Consider the following 17,954-nt stretch of genomic DNA (forward strand, 5'->3'; position numbering starts at 1 on the left):
GCCACCTGTCTGCCAGATGGGCAGTCACTGCTGCCGGGGTCGTCAATTTCGACCCTAGAACGGGGAAAACACGATGATGAAGCGCCTGATAGGCACGGTCGCGGCCACCGCGGTTCTCGCACCGGCCCTGATGTTCAGCGCCTCGGGGCAGGCGTTCGCCGCCAGCAAGACGGTCACCTGGAAGAACAAGGGCAACGGCAAGTGCCTGGTGGCCAATGGCTTCTGGGTCGGCGTGGGGAGCTGCGGGGCCGCCGCGAAGTGGAAGGAGACCAAGCAGTCCGACGGAACCTTCGTCCTGAAGTCCGCGGACCACGACTTCTGCCTCGACAGCAAGAAGGACGGCACCGTCTACACCAATGTCTGCAACGGCGGCGCGAACCAGAAGTGGCGCGAGATCAAGGACTCCATGGGCTGGCGGCTGCAGAACAAGGCCACCAAGCTGACCCTCGGTTCCAAGACCAGCGCCGGCTCGCCCGTCTACGCGGGCTTCGACGGCGGCATCAAGCACCAGCGCTGGAGCTGACCCCCGAAGGCGCCCGGCGGGGGACATGACCGGTCCCCGCACGGTGACGCATCATCGAGATCATCGGCCGCCGGCCCTCCGTCCGCCTCAAGGCGGGCGGAGGGCCGGCGGCTTGCTGTCTCCCTCCCGCGGGGGCTACGGGCTCGTTCCCGTGCGCCCCGGCGGCCCCTGGCACCGCCTGCGGCCCGCGGCCCGCCCCACCCACTTCGGCGCCCGGGGCCGGGCAGGACATACTGGGGGTATGGCCTTGATCAACCCCAGCATCCTGTCCGCAGACTTCGCCCGGCTCGCCGAGGAGGCGAAGGCCGTCGAGGGCGCCGACTGGCTGCATGTCGATGTGATGGACAACCACTTCGTGCCGAACCTGACGCTGGGCGCTCCGGTCGTCGAGGCGCTGAGCAAGGCGACGGACACCCCGCTCGACCTGCACCTGATGATCGAGGACCCGGACCGCTGGGCGCCGCAGTACATCGAGGCGGGCGCCGGTTCGGTCACCTTCCACGCGGAGGCGGCGGCCGCGCCCGTACGCCTGGCGCGGGAGATCCGGGCCAAGGGCGCGCGGGCCTCGATGGCGCTCAAGCCGGCCACGCCGATCGAGCCGTACGAGGACCTGCTCCCCGAGCTGGACATGCTGCTGATCATGACCGTGGAGCCCGGCTTCGGCGGTCAGGCGTTCCTGGACATCATGCTGCCGAAGATCCGCCGGACCCGGGAGCTGATCTCCCGGCACGGTCTGGAGATGTGGCTCCAGGTGGACGGCGGGGTGTCGGCGTCCACGATCGAGCGGTGTGCGGAGGCCGGCGCGGACGTGTTCGTGGCCGGTTCGGCGGTCTACGGCGCGGACGACCCGGCGAAGGCGGTGCGCGAACTGCGCGCGCAGGCCGAGTCCGCGACGGCCGCGGCCGGCTGGGGCTGCGCCCACTGACGCCACCGTCACAGGGGCGCCCGCGTGATCGCCGCGGGCGCCGGCGCCGCACGTGGTGTGCGGGGAGCGCGCACCGATCCCCGTACGCCGGTGTTTCTTGGTGTTGCCGCTACCGGGTGTTCACGACGGCCGGGGCGGTGATGGTCCCCGACCACCTCGGGTTTCTGCAAGGATGAGCAAAGACTCGATCAGGTGCGCACAAGGGGAGAATCTCGTGGTTGCCAGCCGCCCGCAGTCCGCAATGGGCCCCGCCGAGCTGGTGCAGGCCGCGGCCATGGCCCGCCGCTTCTATCTGGAGGGCAAGTCCAAGATCCAGATCGCCGAGGAGTTCGGCGTCAGCCGCTTCAAGGTCGCCCGGGTGCTGGAGACGGCGCTGGAGCGTGACCTCGTACGGATCGAGATCCGGGTTCCCGCGGAGCTGGACGCCGAGCGTTCGGACGCGCTGCGGGCCCGTTACGGCCTGCGGCACGCGGTCGTGGTGGAGTCGCCCGCCGACGCCACCGACGACGCCCCCGACCCGGAGAACCTCGGCGAGGTCGCGGCCGACCTGCTCGGCGAACTGGTCACCGAGGGCGATGTGCTGGGCCTGGCCTGGGGCCGGTCCACCATCCACATGGCGGCCGCGCTGCACCGCCTCCCACCGTGCACGGTCGTCCAGCTGACCGGCGTGTACGACGCGGGCACCGCGGACCGCGGCTCGGTCGAGGCGGTACGCCGGGCGGCCGACGTCTCCGGCGGCGAGGCGCACCCGATCTACGCGCCGATGCTGCTGCCCGACTCGGCGACGGCCGCCGCGCTGCGCGGCCAGACCGGCATCGCCCGCGCGTTCGAGTACTTCGACAAGGTCACCGTCGCCTGTGTCTCCATCGGCTCCTGGGCGCCGGGCATCTCCACCGTCTACGACATGCTCTCGGAGCAGGAGCGGGAGCACTACGCCTCGCTGGGCGCCGCCGCCGAGATGTCCGCGCACCTCTTCGACGCCGACGGCCGCCGCATCGGGCGGGACCTGGGCGAGCGGTGCATCACGGTCGAGGCGGACCGGCTGCGGCGCATCCCCGAGGTCGTGGCCATCGCGGGCGGCCGGCAGAAGGCGGCGGCGATCGGCGCGGTGCTGCGGTCCGGGCTGGTGACCAGTCTGGTCACGGACACGGCCGCCGCCGATCACCTGCTGCTGGAGACCGGACCCGGCCCGCGTCCGGCGCTGGAGCGGGCGGACCCGGACGGGGCCTGAGTCCCGGGGCGGACGGGCCTGAGTCCCGGGGCGGACGGGCCTGAGTCCCGGGGCGGGCGCGCCTGAGCGGGCGCACCCCGGGCGGGCCTGAGCCCCGGTCGGGCGGGCGGCCCGTTCCCGTACCGGCCGCCGACCGATCGCACGTCAGCCGCCGTCCGCCCGGTACCGGTCAGCTAAGTGATCTTGTACGGGGTGCGGGCGCGCACCCCGTGCCGGGCTGTGACAGCATCGGCGCATGGTGATCCGCTCCGCTCCCCGCGCGGCCGCCGGCGTACTCGCTGCGCTGCTGGCCTGCCTGCTGCTGTTGGTGTCCGGCTGCTCCGGAGGCGGCGGCGGACAGGGGAGCGCGAAGTCCACGCACGGGGCGCCCTCGGCGAGCGCCGCCGCGCCGGACTGGGCCGAGGGCATGGCGACCGTACCGGCCGCGAAGCTGCCCGAGCAGGCCCGCGACACGCTGCGGCTGATCGACGCGCGCGGCCCGTTCCCGTACCCCAAGGACGGCACCGTCTTCGGCAACCACGAGCGGCGGCTGCCCAAGCAGAAGCGCGGCTACTACCACGAGTACACGGTCCGCACCCCGGGGTCGAAGGACCGCGGCGCGCGGCGGATCGTCACCGGCGACCGCCACGAGACGTACTACACCGACGACCACTACCGGACCTTCAAGGCGGTGCTCCGATGACGGCTCCCGTGCCCCGGCCGCTCGCGGCGGTGCTCGACGGCAGTACACCCCCCGGGGTCGTGCCCTGGCCGCACGACCGGCCCGCGCAGGAAGCGCTGGACGCCGCGCGCGCGGCCGGCTGGCACGGTGCGCTGCTCGACCTCGAAGGCGTCTCCGGCAAGGCGGAGTTCATGGACCGCTGCGCGCGGGCCCTGCGGCTGCCGGACTGGTTCGGCCGCAACTGGGACGCGCTCGCGGACTGCCTCACCGACCTGTCGTGGTGCCCTGCCGACCGTGGCCGGGTGCTGGTGGTGTGCGGCTGGCAGCAGTACGCGTCCGCCGCGCCCGACGACTGGAGCGTCGCGGAGGAGGTCATCGCGGACGCGGTGGGCTTCTGGCGCGACACGGACACCGGGCTGGTCGTCGTGATGGCGCGGGGCCGGGAGCCGGGGGCGCGGACGGCGTGACGTACGGGGGCGGGGGCCGGCGCGGCGCGGGGCTCGGCAGTGGGACGAGGACGCGGCTGGTGGCGGGTGTGGCGGCGCTGCTGACAGTCGCCGCCGGGCTCGGCGTCCGGGCCGGCGCGGCCCGGGTGGGGCTGGGGCCCGAGGTGGCCAAGTACGCGGGCGACGCGCTGTACACCGTGCTGGTCCAGGCGGTGGTGGTGCTGGCGGTGCCGCGCATCCGGCCGCCAGTCGCGGCCGCGGTGGCGCTGGCCTTCAGCTGGGCGGTGGAGTTCGCGCAGCTCAGCGACGTACCGGCGGAGCTTTCCCGGCGCAGCGTGGTGGCCCGCCTGGTGCTCGGCTCGACCTTCAACGCGCCGGACCTGCTCTGGTACGCGGTGGGCGCGGCGGCCGCGTGGGCGGTGCACGGGTGGCTGCGGGCCCGGCGCCGTACCGGGACGTACTGAGCCGGAAGCCGCGGCCCGCCACCACGAAACTCGCCCGCTCCCGAGCCGCCTCCCGTGCCCGCGCCCGCACCCGCGAGGTTTCACCCGCCCACCGCCGGGCACCGAGGTGCGGCGGGAGGTGACGCGGTGGCCGAGGTGCTGCTCCTACTGGCGGCGTTGGCGCTCACGCTGGCCTGTGCCGTGTTCGTCGCGGCGGAGTTCTCGCTGACGACGGTCGAGCGCAGCGCGGTGGAGCGCGCGGTCGAGGAGGGGGAGCGGGGCGCGGAAGGGGTGCTGGGCGCCGTCCGCGCGCTCGCGTTCCAACTGTCCGGCGCCCAGTTGGGCATCACCGTGACCTCCCTGGTCATCGGCATGCTCGCGGAACCGTCCCTGGCGGCGCTGCTGCGCGGCCCGCTCACGGCGGCCGGGCTGCCCGGCACGGTGGCCCCGGGCGTCGCGTCCGCGCTCGGTGTCGGTGTGTCCACGGTGGTGCTGATGGTGGCCGGCGAACTGGTGCCCAAGAACTGGGCGATCTCCCGGCCGCTGGTCGTGGCCCGGATCGTGGCCGGGCCGCTGCGTGCCTTCAGCGCGCTGTTCGCCCCGTTCATCCGCCATCTGAACCAGTCCGCCAACCGGCTCGTACGCCGCTTCGGACTGGAACCCACCGAGGAGCTGGAGTCCTCCCGCGGCCCGGCCGAACTGGTCTCCCTGGCCCGCTACTCGGCGCAGGAGGGCGCGCTGCCGGCCGACTCGGCCGAGCTGTTCGTCCGCACCCTGCACCTGAGCGAGCTGACCGCGCAGAGCGTCATGACGCCGCGGGTGGAGGTACGGGCTCTGGAGGCCCACGCCACGGCGGCCGACGCGGCCACGCTGACCCTGGCCACCGGACTGTCCCGGTTCCCCGTGTACCGCGGCGGCCTGGACGAGGTCGCCGGCACCGTGCACATCCGCGACGTCCTCGCCCTCACCCCGGAGCGGCGGGCCGCCACCCCCGTCGCGGAGCTGGCCACCGAGCCCGTGCTCGTACCGGAGTCGCTGCCCGTCGACCGGCTGCTGGACCGGCTGCGCACGGTCCGCACCATGGCCGTGGTGATCGACGAGTACGGCGGTACGGCCGGGATCGTCACCCTGGAGGACATCGTCGAGGAGATCGTCGGCGACGTACGGGACGAGCACGACCCGGCGGCGGGCCCCGACCTGCTGCGGACCGGGGCGCGCACCTGGGAGGCGGACGGCGGGGTACGCCTGGACGGGCTGGCCGGGATCGGCCTGGCGGCGCCCGACGGGCCGTACGAGACGCTCGCGGGGCTGCTGGCCACCCGGCTGGGCCGGATTCCGGAGCCCGGCGACGAGGTGGGGGTGGCGGGCGGCTGGCGCCTGACGGTCCTGGCGGCGCGTCGGCACCGGGCGGAGCGGGTACGGGTGACGGCGCCCGCGGGCTCGTCCTCGTCGGGCGCCCGGGCCGCCGACGGGGGAGGGGAGCGGCCGTGACCGCCGTGCAACTGGCCGTCGCCGTCCTGACGTTGTTCAGCAACGCCTTCTTCGTCGGCGGCGAATTCGCGATGATCTCCGTACGGCGCAGCCAGATCGAACCGCGCGCCAAGGCCGGTGACCGGCGGGCCGGCCGGGTGCTGTGGGGACTGGAACACCTCTCCGAGATGCTCGCCACCGCCCAACTGGGCGTCACCGCCTCCTCGCTGGTCCTCGGCGCGATGGCGGAACCGGCCATCGCCCACCTCGCCGAGCCCGCCTTCGAGGCGCTGCACGTCCCGCACGGGCTGGTCCACCCGATCGCGTTCGTCCTGGCCCTGTCCCTGGCCACATATCTGCACATGCTCGTCGGCGAGATGGTCCCCAAGAACGTCGCCCTGGCCGCGCCGGAGCACGCCGCGCTGCTGCTGGGGCCGCCGCTGGTGGCCCTCACCCGCGCGCTGCGGCCCGTCGTCGTGAGCATCAACGCCCTCGCCAACGCCCTGCTGCGGCTCTTCCGGACCGAGCCCAGGAACGAGGTCGCCGCCGCGTTCACCGACGAGGAACTCGCCCGTATCGTCCAGGAGTCCCGCCATGCCGGGCTGCTCTCGGACACCGGCGGCGAGCGGCTGCGGGACGCGCTCGCGCTCGGGCGGCGGCCGGTCGGCAAGCTGCTCGTCCCGCTGGCGGAGATGGTCACCGTCGACCGGGACGTCACCCCGGACGAGTTGGAACGCACCGCGGCCCGCGCCGGTTTCTCCCGGCTGCCGGTCACCGGACCGGCCGGTACCGTCCTCGGCTACCTCCACATCAAGGACACCCTCGGCGTCACCGACCGGGACCGGCCGTTCCCCCGCGACGCGCTGCGCCCGATGCCGCGGGTCGGCTGCGGTACGCCGCTGGACGACACCCTGACCGCGATGCGGACGGCCGGCACCCAACTGGCCGCCGTCAGCGGTGCGCAGGGCGTGGTGCTGGGCTTCGTCACCATGACGGACGTGCTGGACGAGCTGGTGGGCCCGCCGGAACGGGCCCGGCGCCGGCGGGGTGACCGGGAACCGTGACCGGACCGCGGACCGGGAGTCATGACACGAAGGGGAGTTGTGGCCGGGCCGTGAATCGTGGCAGGGCCGGGGGCGTGACAGGCCGGGGATCGCGGCAGGGCCGGTGCGTCCGCGCAGCGGCCCGGACACCGCGGGGATCAGTCGGACACCGCCGCGGACGGCGAAGGGCGGCCGGCCGGTTTCCGCGGCCCACCAGGAGGCTCGGCACTCGTACGGGTGATGGCGGGCGGGGTGCGGCCGTGGTGCTGCCGGGGCATGCTCGGCTCCAGCTCGACCAGGACGAGCGCGACGTCGTCGTCCTGGGCGCCGTGGGTGTGCCGGCACATCGTCGACAGCACCGCCTCGATCGCGTCGTTGAGATCGGGCAGTGAGCAGGCGGGCAGCAGACCGGCCAGGTCGAGCATCGTGCCGTCGGGGTCGCGGGCCTCGGCGAGGCCGTCGGTGTAGAGCAGCAGCCGGTCGCCGGGGGCCAGCTCCACCTCCTGCACGCGCGGCAGCGGCAGCAGCCCGATGGGGGTGGTCGGCTCGGACGGGGTGAGCAGGACGGGTGGGCCGGCGGCGGGCAGGTGCAGGGGCGGGTGGTGGCCGCAGTTGACGAGCCGGAGCCGGCCGGGGGATATCTCGGCGATCACAGCGGTGATGAAGTCCTCCGGCCCGAGGTCGTCGATCAGCCGCCGGTCGACCTCCTCGGCCACCTCGGCGAGGTTGCTGCGGGTGTAGGCGCAGTCGCGGAAGTGCCCTATGGCAGCGGCGGACAGGCGTACGGCCTCCAGACCCTTGCCGCGCACGTCGCCGATCAGCACCCGCAAGCCGCTGGGGGTGTCGGCGAAGGCGTACAGGTCGCCGCCGATGACGGCGCGGGGCGCGGCGGAACGGTAGCGGGCGCAGACCGAGGCCCCGCTGACCCGGAACGAGGTGGGCCGCAGGATGGCGCGCTGGGCCGCGGCCGCCACCCCGGCGAGCTGGTTGTCCAGGGCGGCCTGCCGGTCGGAGGTCCAGGTCGCGTAGGCAGCGGCGGCGGCGAGCACGGTCAGGGACAGCAACTGGTCGGTGCGGCCCAAGGTGTGCTCGCGTGCGGCGACGGCCACGCCCAGGAGCAGGGCGGTGAACGAGACCACGGCCGTGCACGCGCCTTCCAGTCTCGTCGCCGCCACCAGTGGGCCCACCAGCAGCAGCCCGGCCAGGCTGACGTCGGGGCCCAGTGCCAGGTCGCAGGCGGCGACGGCGGCCCCCGCCACGGCCGTGAGCAGCAGCAGGGCGCCCTGTCGGACTTCGCGCATGTCCTCCCCTTCCCCCACGGCCGATGCGGCTGTGCCCGGCCCGGCCGGGCACCACCGCGCGTCGCGGTTACTGTACGTATCCATATGCGAAGTGTTCGCCCAGGCGCTCGGTGGCCCGGCGGTCGCACCGGATGGACACCCGAAGCGGCCTGTACACGGTTCTACCCACCTGCTGGCCAGCAAGAACCTCCCGGCCCGTCATATGGTCACATCGGTTTCGAACCGCAGGTGGCCGGCCGTCCGCACCGACGAAGACCAGCCATTTCGATTACCGTGCGTCACGAAGTGGCGTTCCGTGAGAGAGTGCCGCGCGGTGTCCGGCGCCGTCCCGGGAGGGGTGCGTGGCGGGGTCGAGGGAACACCGGTTCGCCCCCGACCGGATTCATCAGGGATGATGTCCTAGGAGCCGCATCCTGACCGGTGCCGGTTCGGAAGCTGACTCCCCACCCGCCCGAGCAGTGAACCCGCAGGTGAGAGAGCCAGTATGAAGTTTCTGAACGATGCCAAGCCGCCGTACGACCTGACGTACGACGATGTGTTCATGGTGCCCGGCCGCTCCGCGGTGGGCTCCCGTCAGGGCGTGGACCTGTCCTCGCCGGACGGCACCGGTACGACCATCCCGCTGGTGGTCGCCAACATGACCGCCATCGCCGGCCGCCGGATGGCCGAGACCGTGGCCCGCCGCGGCGGCATGGTCGTCATCCCGCAGGACATCCCGATCGAGGTCGTCGCCGACGTCGTCGGCTGGGTCAAGCGCCGCCACCTGGTCCTGGACACGCCGATCGTGCTGTCCCCGGTCGCCACCGTCGCCGACGCCCTGTCGCTGCTGCCCAAGCGGGCGCACGGCGCGGGCATCGTCGTGGAGGGCGGCCGCCCCGTCGGCATCGTCACCGAGCACGACCTGACCGGCGTGGACCGCTTCACCCAGGTCTCCGAGGTCATGTCCAAGGACCTGCTGGTCCTGGACGCGGACATCGACCCCCGCGAGGCGTTCAACCGGCTCGACGCCGCCAACCGCAAGCTGGCCCCGGCGGTCGACGCGGACGGCATGCTGGCGGGCATCCTGACCCGTAAGGGCGCCCTTCGCGCGACCCTCTACACGCCCGCCACGGACGCCGACGGCAAGCTGCGCATCGCCGCCGCCGTGGGCATCAACGGCGATGTGGCCGGCAAGGCCGAGGCGCTGCTGGCGGCCGGTGTGGACACCCTCGTGGTGGACACCGCGCACGGCCACCAGGAGTCCATGATCAGCGCGGTCAAGGCCGTCCGGGCGCTCGACCCGCAGGTGCCGATCGTGGCCGGCAACATCGTCGCCGCCTCGGGCGTACGGGACCTGATCGAGGCCGGCGCGGACATCATCAAGGTCGGTGTGGGCCCGGGCGCCATGTGCACCACCCGCATGATGACCGGCGTGGGCCGCCCGCAGTTCTCCGCCGTCCTGGAGTGTGCCGCCGAGGCGAAGAAGTTCGGCAAGCACGTCTGGGCGGACGGCGGCGTGCGCCACCCGCGCGACGTGGCGATGGCGCTGGCCGCGGGCGCGTCCAACGTCATGATCGGCTCCTGGTTCGCCGGTACGTACGAGTCGCCCGGCGACCTCCAGCACACCGCCGACGGCCGTCCGTACAAGGAGAGCTTCGGCATGGCCTCGGCGCGTGCGGTCCGCAACCGCACGAGTGAGGAGTCGGCGTACGACCGGGCGCGCAAGGGCCTGTTCGAGGAGGGCATCTCCACCTCGCGGATGTTCGTCGACCCGGCCCGCCCCGGCGTCGAGGACCTGATCGACTCGATCATCGCGGGCGTCCGCAGCTCCTGCACGTACGCGGGCGCCGCCTCCCTGGAGGAGTTCGCCGAGAAGGCCGTCGTCGGCGTGCAGAGCGCCGCGGGCTACGCGGAGGGCAAGCCGCTGCACGCCAGCTGGAGCTGATCCGCCGCCCGCCAGGGCACCGGCCGTCCGGCCCCGCACCGAGTGCTTCGGTGCGGGGCCGGACGCGTTGACGGGAGGGGCCGGCCGGGAACGTCCGACCGGTGAGATTTGTCGTTTGTGCGCAACGAACGACCGTTCAGTGACAGGGTGCGCAACGAAAATTCACTGTTGCGCAAGGAACCTGCATTACGGCAGCTCACACGCGCCCCGTACAGTCAGGCGCTGTACGTGGAGTGGCGGGGACCGCCTGCTCGGCGGTTCCCCCCTTTCTGGCACGGGTCGTTTCGGCGTACCCGCACCCGGGAACCCCTGGCGGTCGTCCGCCACCGTGACCGGCAGCGATAAGGAGCCACCCCAGTGTTGGAGCACGGCGCAGCCCCGCCCTCGGCGGGCAGCGATTCCCGGCCCCCCTCTCCTTCCGGAGGGCTCGGCACCCGGCTGATGCGGCGCAAGCCCGTCGAGCGGCTGGTGGCCGAGGGCGGCCAGGGCGAGGGCGGCACCCTGCGCCGCTCGCTGGGCATGTGGCAGCTGACCATGATCAGCATCGGTGCGACGCTGGGTACCGGCATCTTCGTCGTGCTCGGCGAAGCGGTGCCCAAGGCCGGTCCGGCCGTCATCATCTCGTTCGTCATCGCCGGCGTCACCGCGCTGTTCTCCGCGCTGTCCTACGCGGAGCTGGCGGGCTCCATCCCGGTCTCCGGCTCGTCGTACTCCTACGCCTACGCCACCCTCGGCGAGCTGGTCGCCTGGGTCTGCGGCTGGTGTCTGATCCTGGAGTACGGCGTCTCCGTCGCGGCCGTCGCCGTCGGCTGGGGCGAGTACCTCAACGAGCTGCTGTCCGGCACGATCGGCGTCACCATCCCCGCCGCGCTGTCCGCGCCGCCGGGCGACGGCGGCATCTTCAACCTGCCGGCGCTGATCGTCGTCATGCTCGCCATGGTCTTCCTGCTGGGCGGCGCCAAGGAGAGCGCCCGCGCCAACGCGATCATGGTGACCGTCAAGATCATCGCGCTGCTGCTGTTCTGCGGCGTCGCCGTCCAGGGCATCTCCTCCGGCAACTACGCCAACTTCATGCCGCTGGGCATCGCCGGCGTCAGCGGCGCCGGGGCCACCCTCTTCTTCTCCTACATCGGCTTCGACGCCGCCTCCACCGCGGGCGAGGAGGCCAAGAACCCGCAGCGCGACCTGCCGCGCGCGATCATGCTGTCGCTCATCATCGTGACCGCGCTGTACTGCCTGGTCGCGGCGGTCGCCGTGGGCGCCAAGCCCTGGAAGGGCTTCGAGGGCTCGGAGGCCGCGCTCGCCGGGATCATGAAGGAGGTCACCGGGCAGGGCTTCTGGTCCGTGCTGCTGGCCGCCGGTGCCGTCATCGCCATCGCCAGCGTCGTGCTGACGGTGCTGTACGGGCAGACCCGCATCCTGTTCGCGATGTCCCGCGACGGCCTGGTGCCGAAGGTGTTCTCCAAGGTCCACCCGAAGACCGGCGCCCCGCGCGCCAACACCGTGATCGTCTCGCTGTTCTGCGGCATCCTGGCCGCCGCCGTTCCGCTCGGCCAGCTCGCCGACGCCACCAGCATCGGCACGCTCTTCGCCTTCGCGCTGGTCAACATCGCGGTGATCGTGCTGCGCTTTACCAAGCCGGACATGCCGCGTACGTTCCGTACGCCGCTGGCACCGGTCTTCCCGGCGATCGGTTTCCTGCTGTGCCTGTACATGATGGGCAGCCTCGGCCCGGTCACCTGGGTGGTCTTCGGTGTCTGGATGGTCGTCGGGCTCGTGGTCTACTTCGTCTACGGCATCCGCCGGTCCCGATTGGCCACCGCAGAGAAGTGATCCACCCGCAGTGCGACAGATGAACGAACTCGACCAGCGCATCGTCCATGCCCTGGCGGAGGACGCCCGCCGCTCCTACGCCGACATCGGGGCGGAGGTCGGGCTCTCCGCCCCGGCGGTCAAACGCCGGGTGGACCGGCTGCGCGCCGAAGGCGCCATCACCGGGTTCACGGTACGGGTCGACCCGGCGGCGCTGGGCTGGGAGACCGAGGGGTTCATCGAGCTGTTCTGCCGCCGCAACACCTCACCGGACTCCATCCACCGGGGCCTGTCGCGCTACCCCGAAGTGGCGTCCGCCTCCACCGTCACCGGTGAGGCGGACGCCATCGTCCAGGTCTTCGCCTCCGACATGCGGCACTTCGAACGGGTGCTGGAACGCATCGCGGGCGAACCCTTCGTGGAACGCACCAAGTCGGTCCTGGTCCTCTCCCCGCTGCTGCGCCGCTTCAGTTCGGGGTCACCGGGCTGAGGGGCGGGGACCGGACCGCCGCGGCCGGCCCAGGGGCCGTGCGGCGCTGCCGCCCCCGCGCCGCCCCCGTTCAGACGCTCAGCATGGTGAGTGCGCCGCCCAGGGCGAGCAGTCCGCAGATGCCGAGGTTGACGAGCTTGTAGGAGAGGAAGACCGCGGCGAACTCGCGGATGGTGGCGCTCGGCCAGAAGTACGCGGCGGTGGGAGCCCCGACGACCTGGCCGTTGACGCCGGCGCGGCGGGCCAGGATGGCGGCGCGCAGGACGTGGTAGTTGTTCGTGACGATCACGCACCGGTGGTCCGGCACCGCCTGCTCCATGATCTTCTTGCTGAACGCCAGGTTCTCCTCCGTGGTCCTGGACTGTTCCTCGCACAGGATCCGGTCCGCGGGGAAGCCGCGCTCGACCAGGTAGTCGGCCATCGCCCGGGCCTCCGGGAGCTGTTCGTCGGGGCCCTGGCCGCCGGAGGTGAGCAGCATCGGCGGGTTGCCGCGCCGCGCCTGGCGCTCGTACACCGCACGCCCCCGCTCCAGCCGGTTCGCCAGCAGCGGCGGTACGCGCGTGCCGCCGATCAGCCCGGAGCCCAGCACCACCACGAAGTCGGCGTTGCGGCGCACCCGCAGCCGCCCGTAGAGGAACGCGTAGCCGACGAAGCACAGGAAGAGGAAGGACACATAGCCGACGACCAGCAGCGTGGTGCCGGCGAGCGCCACCAGGGTGCGCGACCCGGTGGCGAGGGCTGTGATCAGCAGCGCGATGACCCCGAAGATGCCGAGTCCGGCCAGCAGCGACAGCAGGTTCGCCAGGCTCCGGCCCTCCTTGCGGATCATCTTCACGCCGTTGAGGATCAGGAAGACCCCGAGGACGAGGACGCCGAGCGACGGCAGCAGCAGGATGAGCACGGTGACCGCCACGGTGGCCACCGTGGGCATCCGCTGCACCTGCATGAGCAGTGCCGGCACCAGGAAGACGACGGTCAGACCGAGGTAGACGGCGTTGCTGAAGCGGCGTCGGTCGCGCAGCACACCGATCGCGAACAGGACGAAGAACAGGGCCGGTAGGGCATACGCGAGCATGAACACATCGTAGCCAGGCCGATCATGTGTTCGGCGTCGTTCGCGGCAGGTACCGGGCCCTGGACGAGGGGTGGCAGGTCCGCTCGGCGCACGGGCTCGTCCCACGGGACGACGGTGAAGTCACCGCGCTCCACCGTCTCGAACGGTGCCGCACTGACGCACCGGGGCAGATCCTTGGTGGTGGCGGGGCCCGGGGTGGCGGCCCAGTCTGTAGCCCAGCCGGTCGGCGCCGCCCCGGCCGACGGTGTTGCGGACGTCGTGGACTCGCGGACGGAGAACCCGACCCGCTCGCCCTTGAGTCCGGGAATATCGGTCTCGGTGACGATGCCGCCGGTCGTCGCGGCTTTCCCGCCGGTCACCAGGCAGTCGATACGGCCCCTGGCCCAGCCGCTGTCCGTCCTGCCGACGTGCCGGAACCCGAAGGTGCCGCGCGCGTCGCCGGGTGTCCGGTCCCGGCGGAAACGCGCGTCGAAGGAGCAGCGGACGTCGTCGCCGTCGAGGCGGCGGAGTTTCGCCGCCCCGGTGAGCCGTGGGCCGTCGGGCTGGTGGGCGGCGCTCCGCGCGGCGGCCGCGGGCGGTGCCGGGTGCGCCGCGCCGGGCGGGGGCACGGCGAGCGCGGAGCCGCCCGCGCCCGTTGCCGGCAGGACCGCCGCCGAGACGGCGAGGGCCCGGAGGTGTCTGCGGGTGGTGGCGCGTGGGGCGGTGCGATGCGTGCGGGTGCTGTGGCGGTGGACAAAACGGTGCATGACGGACCCTCCCCGGCTGGAATCGTCAGCGTTCACCCGGCTTTTCCGGGCGCCTCGTGCGATGCCGTCCGGCCGTGGGCGCCACATCGGACCCGGGGTGACCCCGGCTCCGCCGTGCGGCGGGCCGGGATGAGGCCGGAGGGTGACCACTCGGCCCGGACGCGCGCGAGTGCCGCCTCACGGGCCCCCTGCGTCACCCGCCGCACCGTACGGCGCAACGAATCGCCGTACCGGCCGTACAACACGCAACGAAATACCCGGCCGCACGCAATGGTGACGCCTTGTACGCGCGGTTCGGCGAACCGTACCGTCTAGGCGTCCCGCCGATCGCCGGGCCGCCGCGGCGCCGGAGCGCCCGAACCGGCCGGCCGGTCCGCCCAGTCGTGTCCTCCGAGGGGTCCCATGTCGTCGCTGCGCACCGCCCTGCTCCAAAGTTCGGGACGGCCCGGCGACGTCGCGTACAACCTGAAGGCCGTCGAGGACGCGGCCCGCGAGGCGGCGGCGGGCGGCGCCGGACTGCTGGTCTGCCCGGAGCTGTTCCTGACCGGCTACGCCATCGGCGAGGACCTGCACCGGCTCGCCGAGCCGGCCGACGGCCCGGCCGCGCGGACCGTCTCCCGAATAGTCGCCGAGCACGGCATCGCGGTGCTCTACGGCTACCCCGAGCGCGACGGCGCGGCGGTGTACAACGCGATCCAGCTCATCGCCCCCGAGGGGCGTAGGATGGTGAATTACCGTAAAACGCACCTTTTTGGATGTTTCGAGCGTGATTGGTTCACCCCCGGGGACGATCCGGTCGTCCAGGCGGAACTGGGCGGCCTGCGGCTCGGCCTGATGATCTGCTACGACGTGGAGTTCCCGGAGAACGTCCGCGCGCACGCGCTGGCCGGCACCGACCTGCTGCTGGTGCCCACCGCCCAACTGCACCCCTTCCAGTTCGTCGCCGAGTCGCTCGTGCCGGTACGGGCCTTCGAGAACCAGCTCTACATCGCCTACGTCAACCGGGTCGGCCCGGAAGGCGATTTCGAGTTCGTCGGCCTGAGCTGTCTGGCCGGTCCGGACGGGACCGTACGCGCCCGCGCCGGACGCGGCGAGGAGCTGGTGTCCGGCGACGTCGACGCCGGTCTCCTCAAGCGGTCGCGGGAGGACAATCCGTACCTCGCCGACCGGCGCCCCGGCCTCTACGGCTCGCTCACCTGATCTCCGCACCGGCCTGAAGGACCCCGCGGCGGCGCCACCGCGCCGCTCGCGCGCCTGCCCGCGCGCACCCGCACCCCCCTCATGTACCTGCCTGCAAGGAGCCCGAACCGATGACCGTGCCCACCGCCGCCCACCACGCGGACGCCCAGCCGCCCGTCACCATGTTCGGGCCGGACTTCCCGTACGCGTACGACGACTTCCTCGCCCACCCGGCGGGTCTCGGCCAGGTGCCCGCGACCGAGCACGGCAAGGAGGTCGCCGTCATCGGCGGCGGTCTGTCCGGCATCATCACCGCCTACGAGCTGATGAAGATGGGCCTCAGGCCCGTCGTCTACGAGGCGGACCAGATAGGCGGCCGGCTGCGCACCGTCGGCTTCGAGGGCTGCGACCCGGGACTGACCGCGGAGATGGGCGCCATGCGCTTCCCGCCGTCCTCCACCGCGCTCCAGCACTACATCGACCTGGTGGGCCTGGAGACCAAGCCGTTCCCCAACCCGCTCGCGCCCGACACCCCGTCGACCGTCGTCGACCTCAAGGGCGAGACGCACTACGCGCGCACCGTCGAGGACCTGCCCGAGGTCTACACCCAGGTCATGGACGCCTGGAACGCCTGCCTGGAGGAGGGCGCGGACTTCTCCGACATGAACCGCGCCATCCGTGAGCGCGACGTCCCGCGCATCCGGGAGATCTGGGCGCGGCTGGTCGAGAAGCTCGACAACCAGACCTTCTACGGCTACCTCTGCGACTCCAGCGCCTTCACGTCCTTCCGGCACCGCGAGATCTTCGGCCAGGTCGGCTTCGGCACCGGCGGCTGGGACACCGACTTCCCCAACTCCATCCTGGAGATCCTGCGCGTCGTCTACACCGAGGCCGACGATCACCACCGCGGCATCGTCGGCGGCAGTCAGCAGCTCCCGCTGCGGCTGTGGGAGCGCGCCCCGGAGAAGATCATCCACTGGGCGCCGGGCACCTCGCTGTCCTCCCTGCACGACGGCACGCCGCGTCCGGCGGTCACCCGGCTGCACCGCACGGCGGGCAACCGGATCACCGTCACCGACGCGAGCGGCGACATCCGTACGTACGAGGCGGCCGTGTTCACCGCCCAGTCCTGGATGCTGCTGTCGAAGATCGCCTGTGATGACGCGCTGTTCCCCATCGACCACTGGACGGCGATGGAGCGCACCCACTACATGGAGTCGTCCAAGCTGTTCGTGCCGGTGGACCGGCCGTTCTGGCTGGACAAGGCCGTCGACGACGAGGGCAACGAGACCGGGCGGGACGTGATGAGCATGACGCTCACCGACCGGATGACCCGCGGCACCTACCTGCTGGACGACGGCCCGGACAAGCCGGCCGTCATCTGCCTCTCCTACACGTGGTGCGACGACAGCCTGAAGTGGCTGCCGCTGAACGCCAACGACCGGATGGAGGTCATGCTCAAGTCGCTCTCGGAGATCTACCCGAAGGTCGACATCAGGAAGCACATCATCGGCAACCCGGTGACCGTCTCCTGGGAGAACGAGCCGTACTTCATGGGCGCGTTCAAGGCCAACCTGCCGGGCCACTACCGCTACCAGCGGCGCCTGTTCACCCACTTCATGCAGGACCGGCTGCCCGAGGACAAGCGCGGCCTCTTCCTCGCGGGCGACGACATCTCCTGGACGGCGGGCTGGGCCGAGGGCGCCGTGCAGACCGCGCTGAACGCGGTCTGGGGCGTGATGACGCAGTTCGGCGGCAGCACGGACCCGGCCAACCCCGGGCCGGGCGACGTGTACGACGAGATCGCGCCGGTCGAGCTGCCGGAGGACTGAGAGCGACCGGGCCGCTGTCGCGGGGCCGCGTACGGTACGCCGCACGCGGCCCCGTCAGCCCAGCGGTGTCAGCAGGCAGCGGCCCACCAGACCGACGCCCGCCCCGAGCTGCTCGGCGAACTCCTGTGCCGTCTCGGGCAGCCCGCGCAGGCTCCACAGCACCCGCGCCGCCGCCCACGCGCCGTCCCGGGCCATGTCCAGGCTCCAGGAACCGGCGAGGTGGGTGAGCGGGTCGGCGACGTCCAGCAGGTCGGGGCCGGGCATCAGGCTCTCCCGGATGCGTTCCTCCATGCCCGCCAGCAGGTCGCCGACCCGGTCGAAGTCCGCCGCGAGACCGGCCGGTTCGCACTCCAGGACGCGGCAGGTGTCCACGACGGCCAGCGCCAGGTCGTGGCCGATGTGGGCGTTGATGCCCGCCAGCGCGAACTGCAACGGCCGCACGCCGGGGTGGCGGCGTAGCTGGAAGACCGGGCGCCAGCAGGCCGGTACGGTCAGGCCGGCGCCGGTCGCGTCCACCGCGGCGAGGTAGCGCCGGGCGAAGACCGCGTTCAGTTCGCCCGCCGCCGACGGGTCCTGGAAACCGCCCGTGCCGAGCCGCCGGGCGATCTCCTCGGTGACGGACAGGTACACCCGGTTGAAGACGGCGATGCCGTCGGCGGGCGGGAGGGTGGCCTCCAGCGCCCGCATCCGCGCCAGGACCGCGGCGACGGGGGCCGGGGGCGCGGGGGCCTGCGAGGGGACCGAGCCCGGCCGGGCCGCGCGGGCGGCCGTTCCGGTCTGCGGGCCGCCCGGGACCTGCTGAGTCGTCGTCATCCGCACAGCGTGGCAGCCGGGCGCGTACCGGGGCGGCGGG

Annotated in this window: 17 protein-coding genes; 13 read left to right on the plus strand and 4 right to left on the minus strand. The window is 72.7% G+C overall.

Features of this window, described 5'->3' with window-relative positions; all coding sequences use genetic code 11:
• Positions 1–73 precede the first annotated feature (73 nt).
• From ACZ4QV_RS15840 to ACZ4QV_RS15875, 8 genes are all read left to right on the plus strand, one after another.
• Complete coding sequence (locus ACZ4QV_RS15840; protein ID WP_361156011.1) at positions 74–523, plus strand: RICIN domain-containing protein; 450 nt, start codon at positions 74–76, stop codon at positions 521–523.
• Positions 524–764: 241 nt separating this feature from the next.
• The gene (gene rpe, locus ACZ4QV_RS15845) at positions 765–1,448 is read left to right on the plus strand and encodes a ribulose-phosphate 3-epimerase (RefSeq protein ID WP_361156008.1); all 684 of its coding nucleotides are present in this window, start codon (positions 765–767) and stop codon (positions 1,446–1,448) included.
• 241 nt (positions 1,449–1,689) lie between these two features.
• Entirely contained in the window at positions 1,690–2,679 is a 990-nt protein-coding gene (locus ACZ4QV_RS15850; RefSeq protein ID WP_030999354.1) for a sugar-binding transcriptional regulator, read from the plus strand.
• Positions 2,680–2,914: 235 nt separating this feature from the next.
• The gene (locus ACZ4QV_RS15855) at positions 2,915–3,361 is read left to right on the plus strand and encodes a guanyl-specific ribonuclease (RefSeq protein WP_361156005.1); all 447 of its coding nucleotides are present in this window, start codon (positions 2,915–2,917) and stop codon (positions 3,359–3,361) included.
• The gene (locus tag ACZ4QV_RS15860) at positions 3,358–3,807 is read left to right on the plus strand and encodes a barstar family protein (protein WP_361156002.1); all 450 of its coding nucleotides are present in this window, start codon (positions 3,358–3,360) and stop codon (positions 3,805–3,807) included. The genes ACZ4QV_RS15855 and ACZ4QV_RS15860 overlap by 4 nt, the downstream gene beginning before the upstream one ends.
• Before the next feature lie 56 nt (positions 3,808–3,863).
• On the plus strand, positions 3,864–4,250 hold the full coding sequence (locus tag ACZ4QV_RS15865; RefSeq protein ID WP_467762986.1) for a ribosomal maturation YjgA family protein: 387 nt from the start codon (positions 3,864–3,866) through the stop codon (positions 4,248–4,250).
• A 126-nt stretch (positions 4,251–4,376) separates the two neighbouring features.
• Positions 4,377–5,720 carry a hemolysin family protein gene (locus ACZ4QV_RS15870; protein WP_361155996.1) on the plus strand — a complete coding sequence of 448 codons (1,344 nt, stop codon included), beginning with the start codon at positions 4,377–4,379 and terminating at the stop codon, positions 5,718–5,720.
• Positions 5,717–6,763: a hemolysin family protein gene (locus ACZ4QV_RS15875; RefSeq protein ID WP_361591883.1), complete on the plus strand. Its 1,047-nt coding sequence runs from the start codon at positions 5,717–5,719 to the stop codon at positions 6,761–6,763. The genes ACZ4QV_RS15870 and ACZ4QV_RS15875 overlap by 4 nt, the downstream gene beginning before the upstream one ends.
• A gap of 137 nt (positions 6,764–6,900) precedes the next feature.
• On the opposite strand, the gene ACZ4QV_RS15880 is transcribed toward ACZ4QV_RS15875, so the two are convergent.
• Positions 6,901–8,043, minus strand: a complete 1,143-nt coding sequence (locus ACZ4QV_RS15880; RefSeq protein WP_361155992.1) for a PP2C family protein-serine/threonine phosphatase — start codon at positions 8,041–8,043, stop codon at positions 6,901–6,903.
• A 484-nt stretch (positions 8,044–8,527) separates the two neighbouring features.
• On the opposite strand from ACZ4QV_RS15880, the gene ACZ4QV_RS15885 reads away from it, so the two are divergent.
• The 3 genes from ACZ4QV_RS15885 (at position 8,528) to ACZ4QV_RS15895 (ending at position 12,269) form a co-directional block, all read left to right on the plus strand.
• Positions 8,528–9,967, plus strand: coding sequence for a GuaB1 family IMP dehydrogenase-related protein (locus ACZ4QV_RS15885; RefSeq protein ID WP_361155989.1), 1,440 nt, complete (start codon positions 8,528–8,530; stop codon positions 9,965–9,967).
• 357 nt (positions 9,968–10,324) lie between these two features.
• Positions 10,325–11,800, plus strand: coding sequence for an amino acid permease (locus ACZ4QV_RS15890; RefSeq protein ID WP_361155987.1), 1,476 nt, complete (start codon positions 10,325–10,327; stop codon positions 11,798–11,800).
• Positions 11,801–11,819: 19 nt separating this feature from the next.
• A complete protein-coding gene (locus tag ACZ4QV_RS15895; RefSeq protein ID WP_030017398.1) occupies positions 11,820–12,269 on the plus strand; it encodes an Lrp/AsnC family transcriptional regulator in 450 nt (149 codons plus the stop codon).
• Between the two features lie 70 nt (positions 12,270–12,339).
• Here the strand turns inward: ACZ4QV_RS15895 and ACZ4QV_RS15900 are convergent, their stop codons facing one another.
• Positions 12,340–13,344, minus strand: coding sequence for a YdcF family protein (locus ACZ4QV_RS15900; protein WP_361591878.1), 1,005 nt, complete (start codon positions 13,342–13,344; stop codon positions 12,340–12,342).
• On the minus strand, positions 13,245–14,090 hold the full coding sequence (locus ACZ4QV_RS15905) for a hypothetical protein (RefSeq protein ID WP_361639473.1): 846 nt from the start codon (positions 14,088–14,090) through the stop codon (positions 13,245–13,247). Before ACZ4QV_RS15905 ends, ACZ4QV_RS15900 begins: the two co-directional genes overlap by 100 nt.
• 402 nt (positions 14,091–14,492) lie before the next feature.
• Here ACZ4QV_RS15905 and ACZ4QV_RS15910 point away from each other — a divergent pair, with 402 nt between their 5' ends.
• Entirely contained in the window at positions 14,493–15,290 is a 798-nt protein-coding gene (locus ACZ4QV_RS15910) for a carbon-nitrogen hydrolase family protein (RefSeq protein ID WP_361639471.1), read from the plus strand.
• Positions 15,291–15,400: 110 nt separating this feature from the next.
• A complete protein-coding gene (locus ACZ4QV_RS15915) occupies positions 15,401–17,101 on the plus strand; it encodes a flavin monoamine oxidase family protein (RefSeq protein WP_361155975.1) in 1,701 nt (566 codons plus the stop codon).
• 54 nt (positions 17,102–17,155) lie between these two features.
• Here the strand turns inward: ACZ4QV_RS15915 and ACZ4QV_RS15920 are convergent, their stop codons facing one another.
• Positions 17,156–17,914 (minus strand): DUF5995 family protein, encoded by a 759-nt coding sequence (locus ACZ4QV_RS15920; protein ID WP_361639469.1) that lies wholly within the window; start codon positions 17,912–17,914, stop codon positions 17,156–17,158.
• Between the last annotated feature and the right edge of the window lie 40 nt (positions 17,915–17,954).

Source organism: Streptomyces sp. NPDC026394 (assembly GCF_055567735.1).

Bases quoted from the DNA above. Each gene is read 5' to 3' on its own strand.
- ACZ4QV_RS15840 (WP_361156011.1), top strand. From the start codon at position 74: ATGATGAAGCGCCTGATAGGCACGGTCGCGGCCACCGCGGTTCTCGCA.
- rpe (WP_361156008.1), top strand. From the start codon at position 765: ATGGCCTTGATCAACCCCAGCATCCTGTCCGCAGACTTCGCCCGGCTC.
- ACZ4QV_RS15850 (WP_030999354.1), top strand. From the start codon at position 1,690: ATGGGCCCCGCCGAGCTGGTGCAGGCCGCGGCCATGGCCCGCCGCTTC.
- ACZ4QV_RS15855 (WP_361156005.1), top strand. From the start codon at position 2,915: ATGGTGATCCGCTCCGCTCCCCGCGCGGCCGCCGGCGTACTCGCTGCG.
- ACZ4QV_RS15860 (WP_361156002.1), top strand. From the start codon at position 3,358: ATGACGGCTCCCGTGCCCCGGCCGCTCGCGGCGGTGCTCGACGGCAGT.
- ACZ4QV_RS15880 (WP_361155992.1), bottom strand. From the start codon at position 8,043: ATGCGCGAAGTCCGACAGGGCGCCCTGCTGCTGCTCACGGCCGTGGCG.
- ACZ4QV_RS15885 (WP_361155989.1), top strand. From the start codon at position 8,528: ATGAAGTTTCTGAACGATGCCAAGCCGCCGTACGACCTGACGTACGAC.
- ACZ4QV_RS15895 (WP_030017398.1), top strand. From the start codon at position 11,820: ATGAACGAACTCGACCAGCGCATCGTCCATGCCCTGGCGGAGGACGCC.
- ACZ4QV_RS15900 (WP_361591878.1), bottom strand. From the start codon at position 13,344: ATGCTCGCGTATGCCCTACCGGCCCTGTTCTTCGTCCTGTTCGCGATC.
- ACZ4QV_RS15905 (WP_361639473.1), bottom strand. From the start codon at position 14,090: ATGCACCGTTTTGTCCACCGCCACAGCACCCGCACGCATCGCACCGCC.
- ACZ4QV_RS15910 (WP_361639471.1), top strand. From the start codon at position 14,493: ATGTCGTCGCTGCGCACCGCCCTGCTCCAAAGTTCGGGACGGCCCGGC.
- ACZ4QV_RS15915 (WP_361155975.1), top strand. From the start codon at position 15,401: ATGACCGTGCCCACCGCCGCCCACCACGCGGACGCCCAGCCGCCCGTC.
- ACZ4QV_RS15920 (WP_361639469.1), bottom strand. From the start codon at position 17,914: ATGACGACGACTCAGCAGGTCCCGGGCGGCCCGCAGACCGGAACGGCC.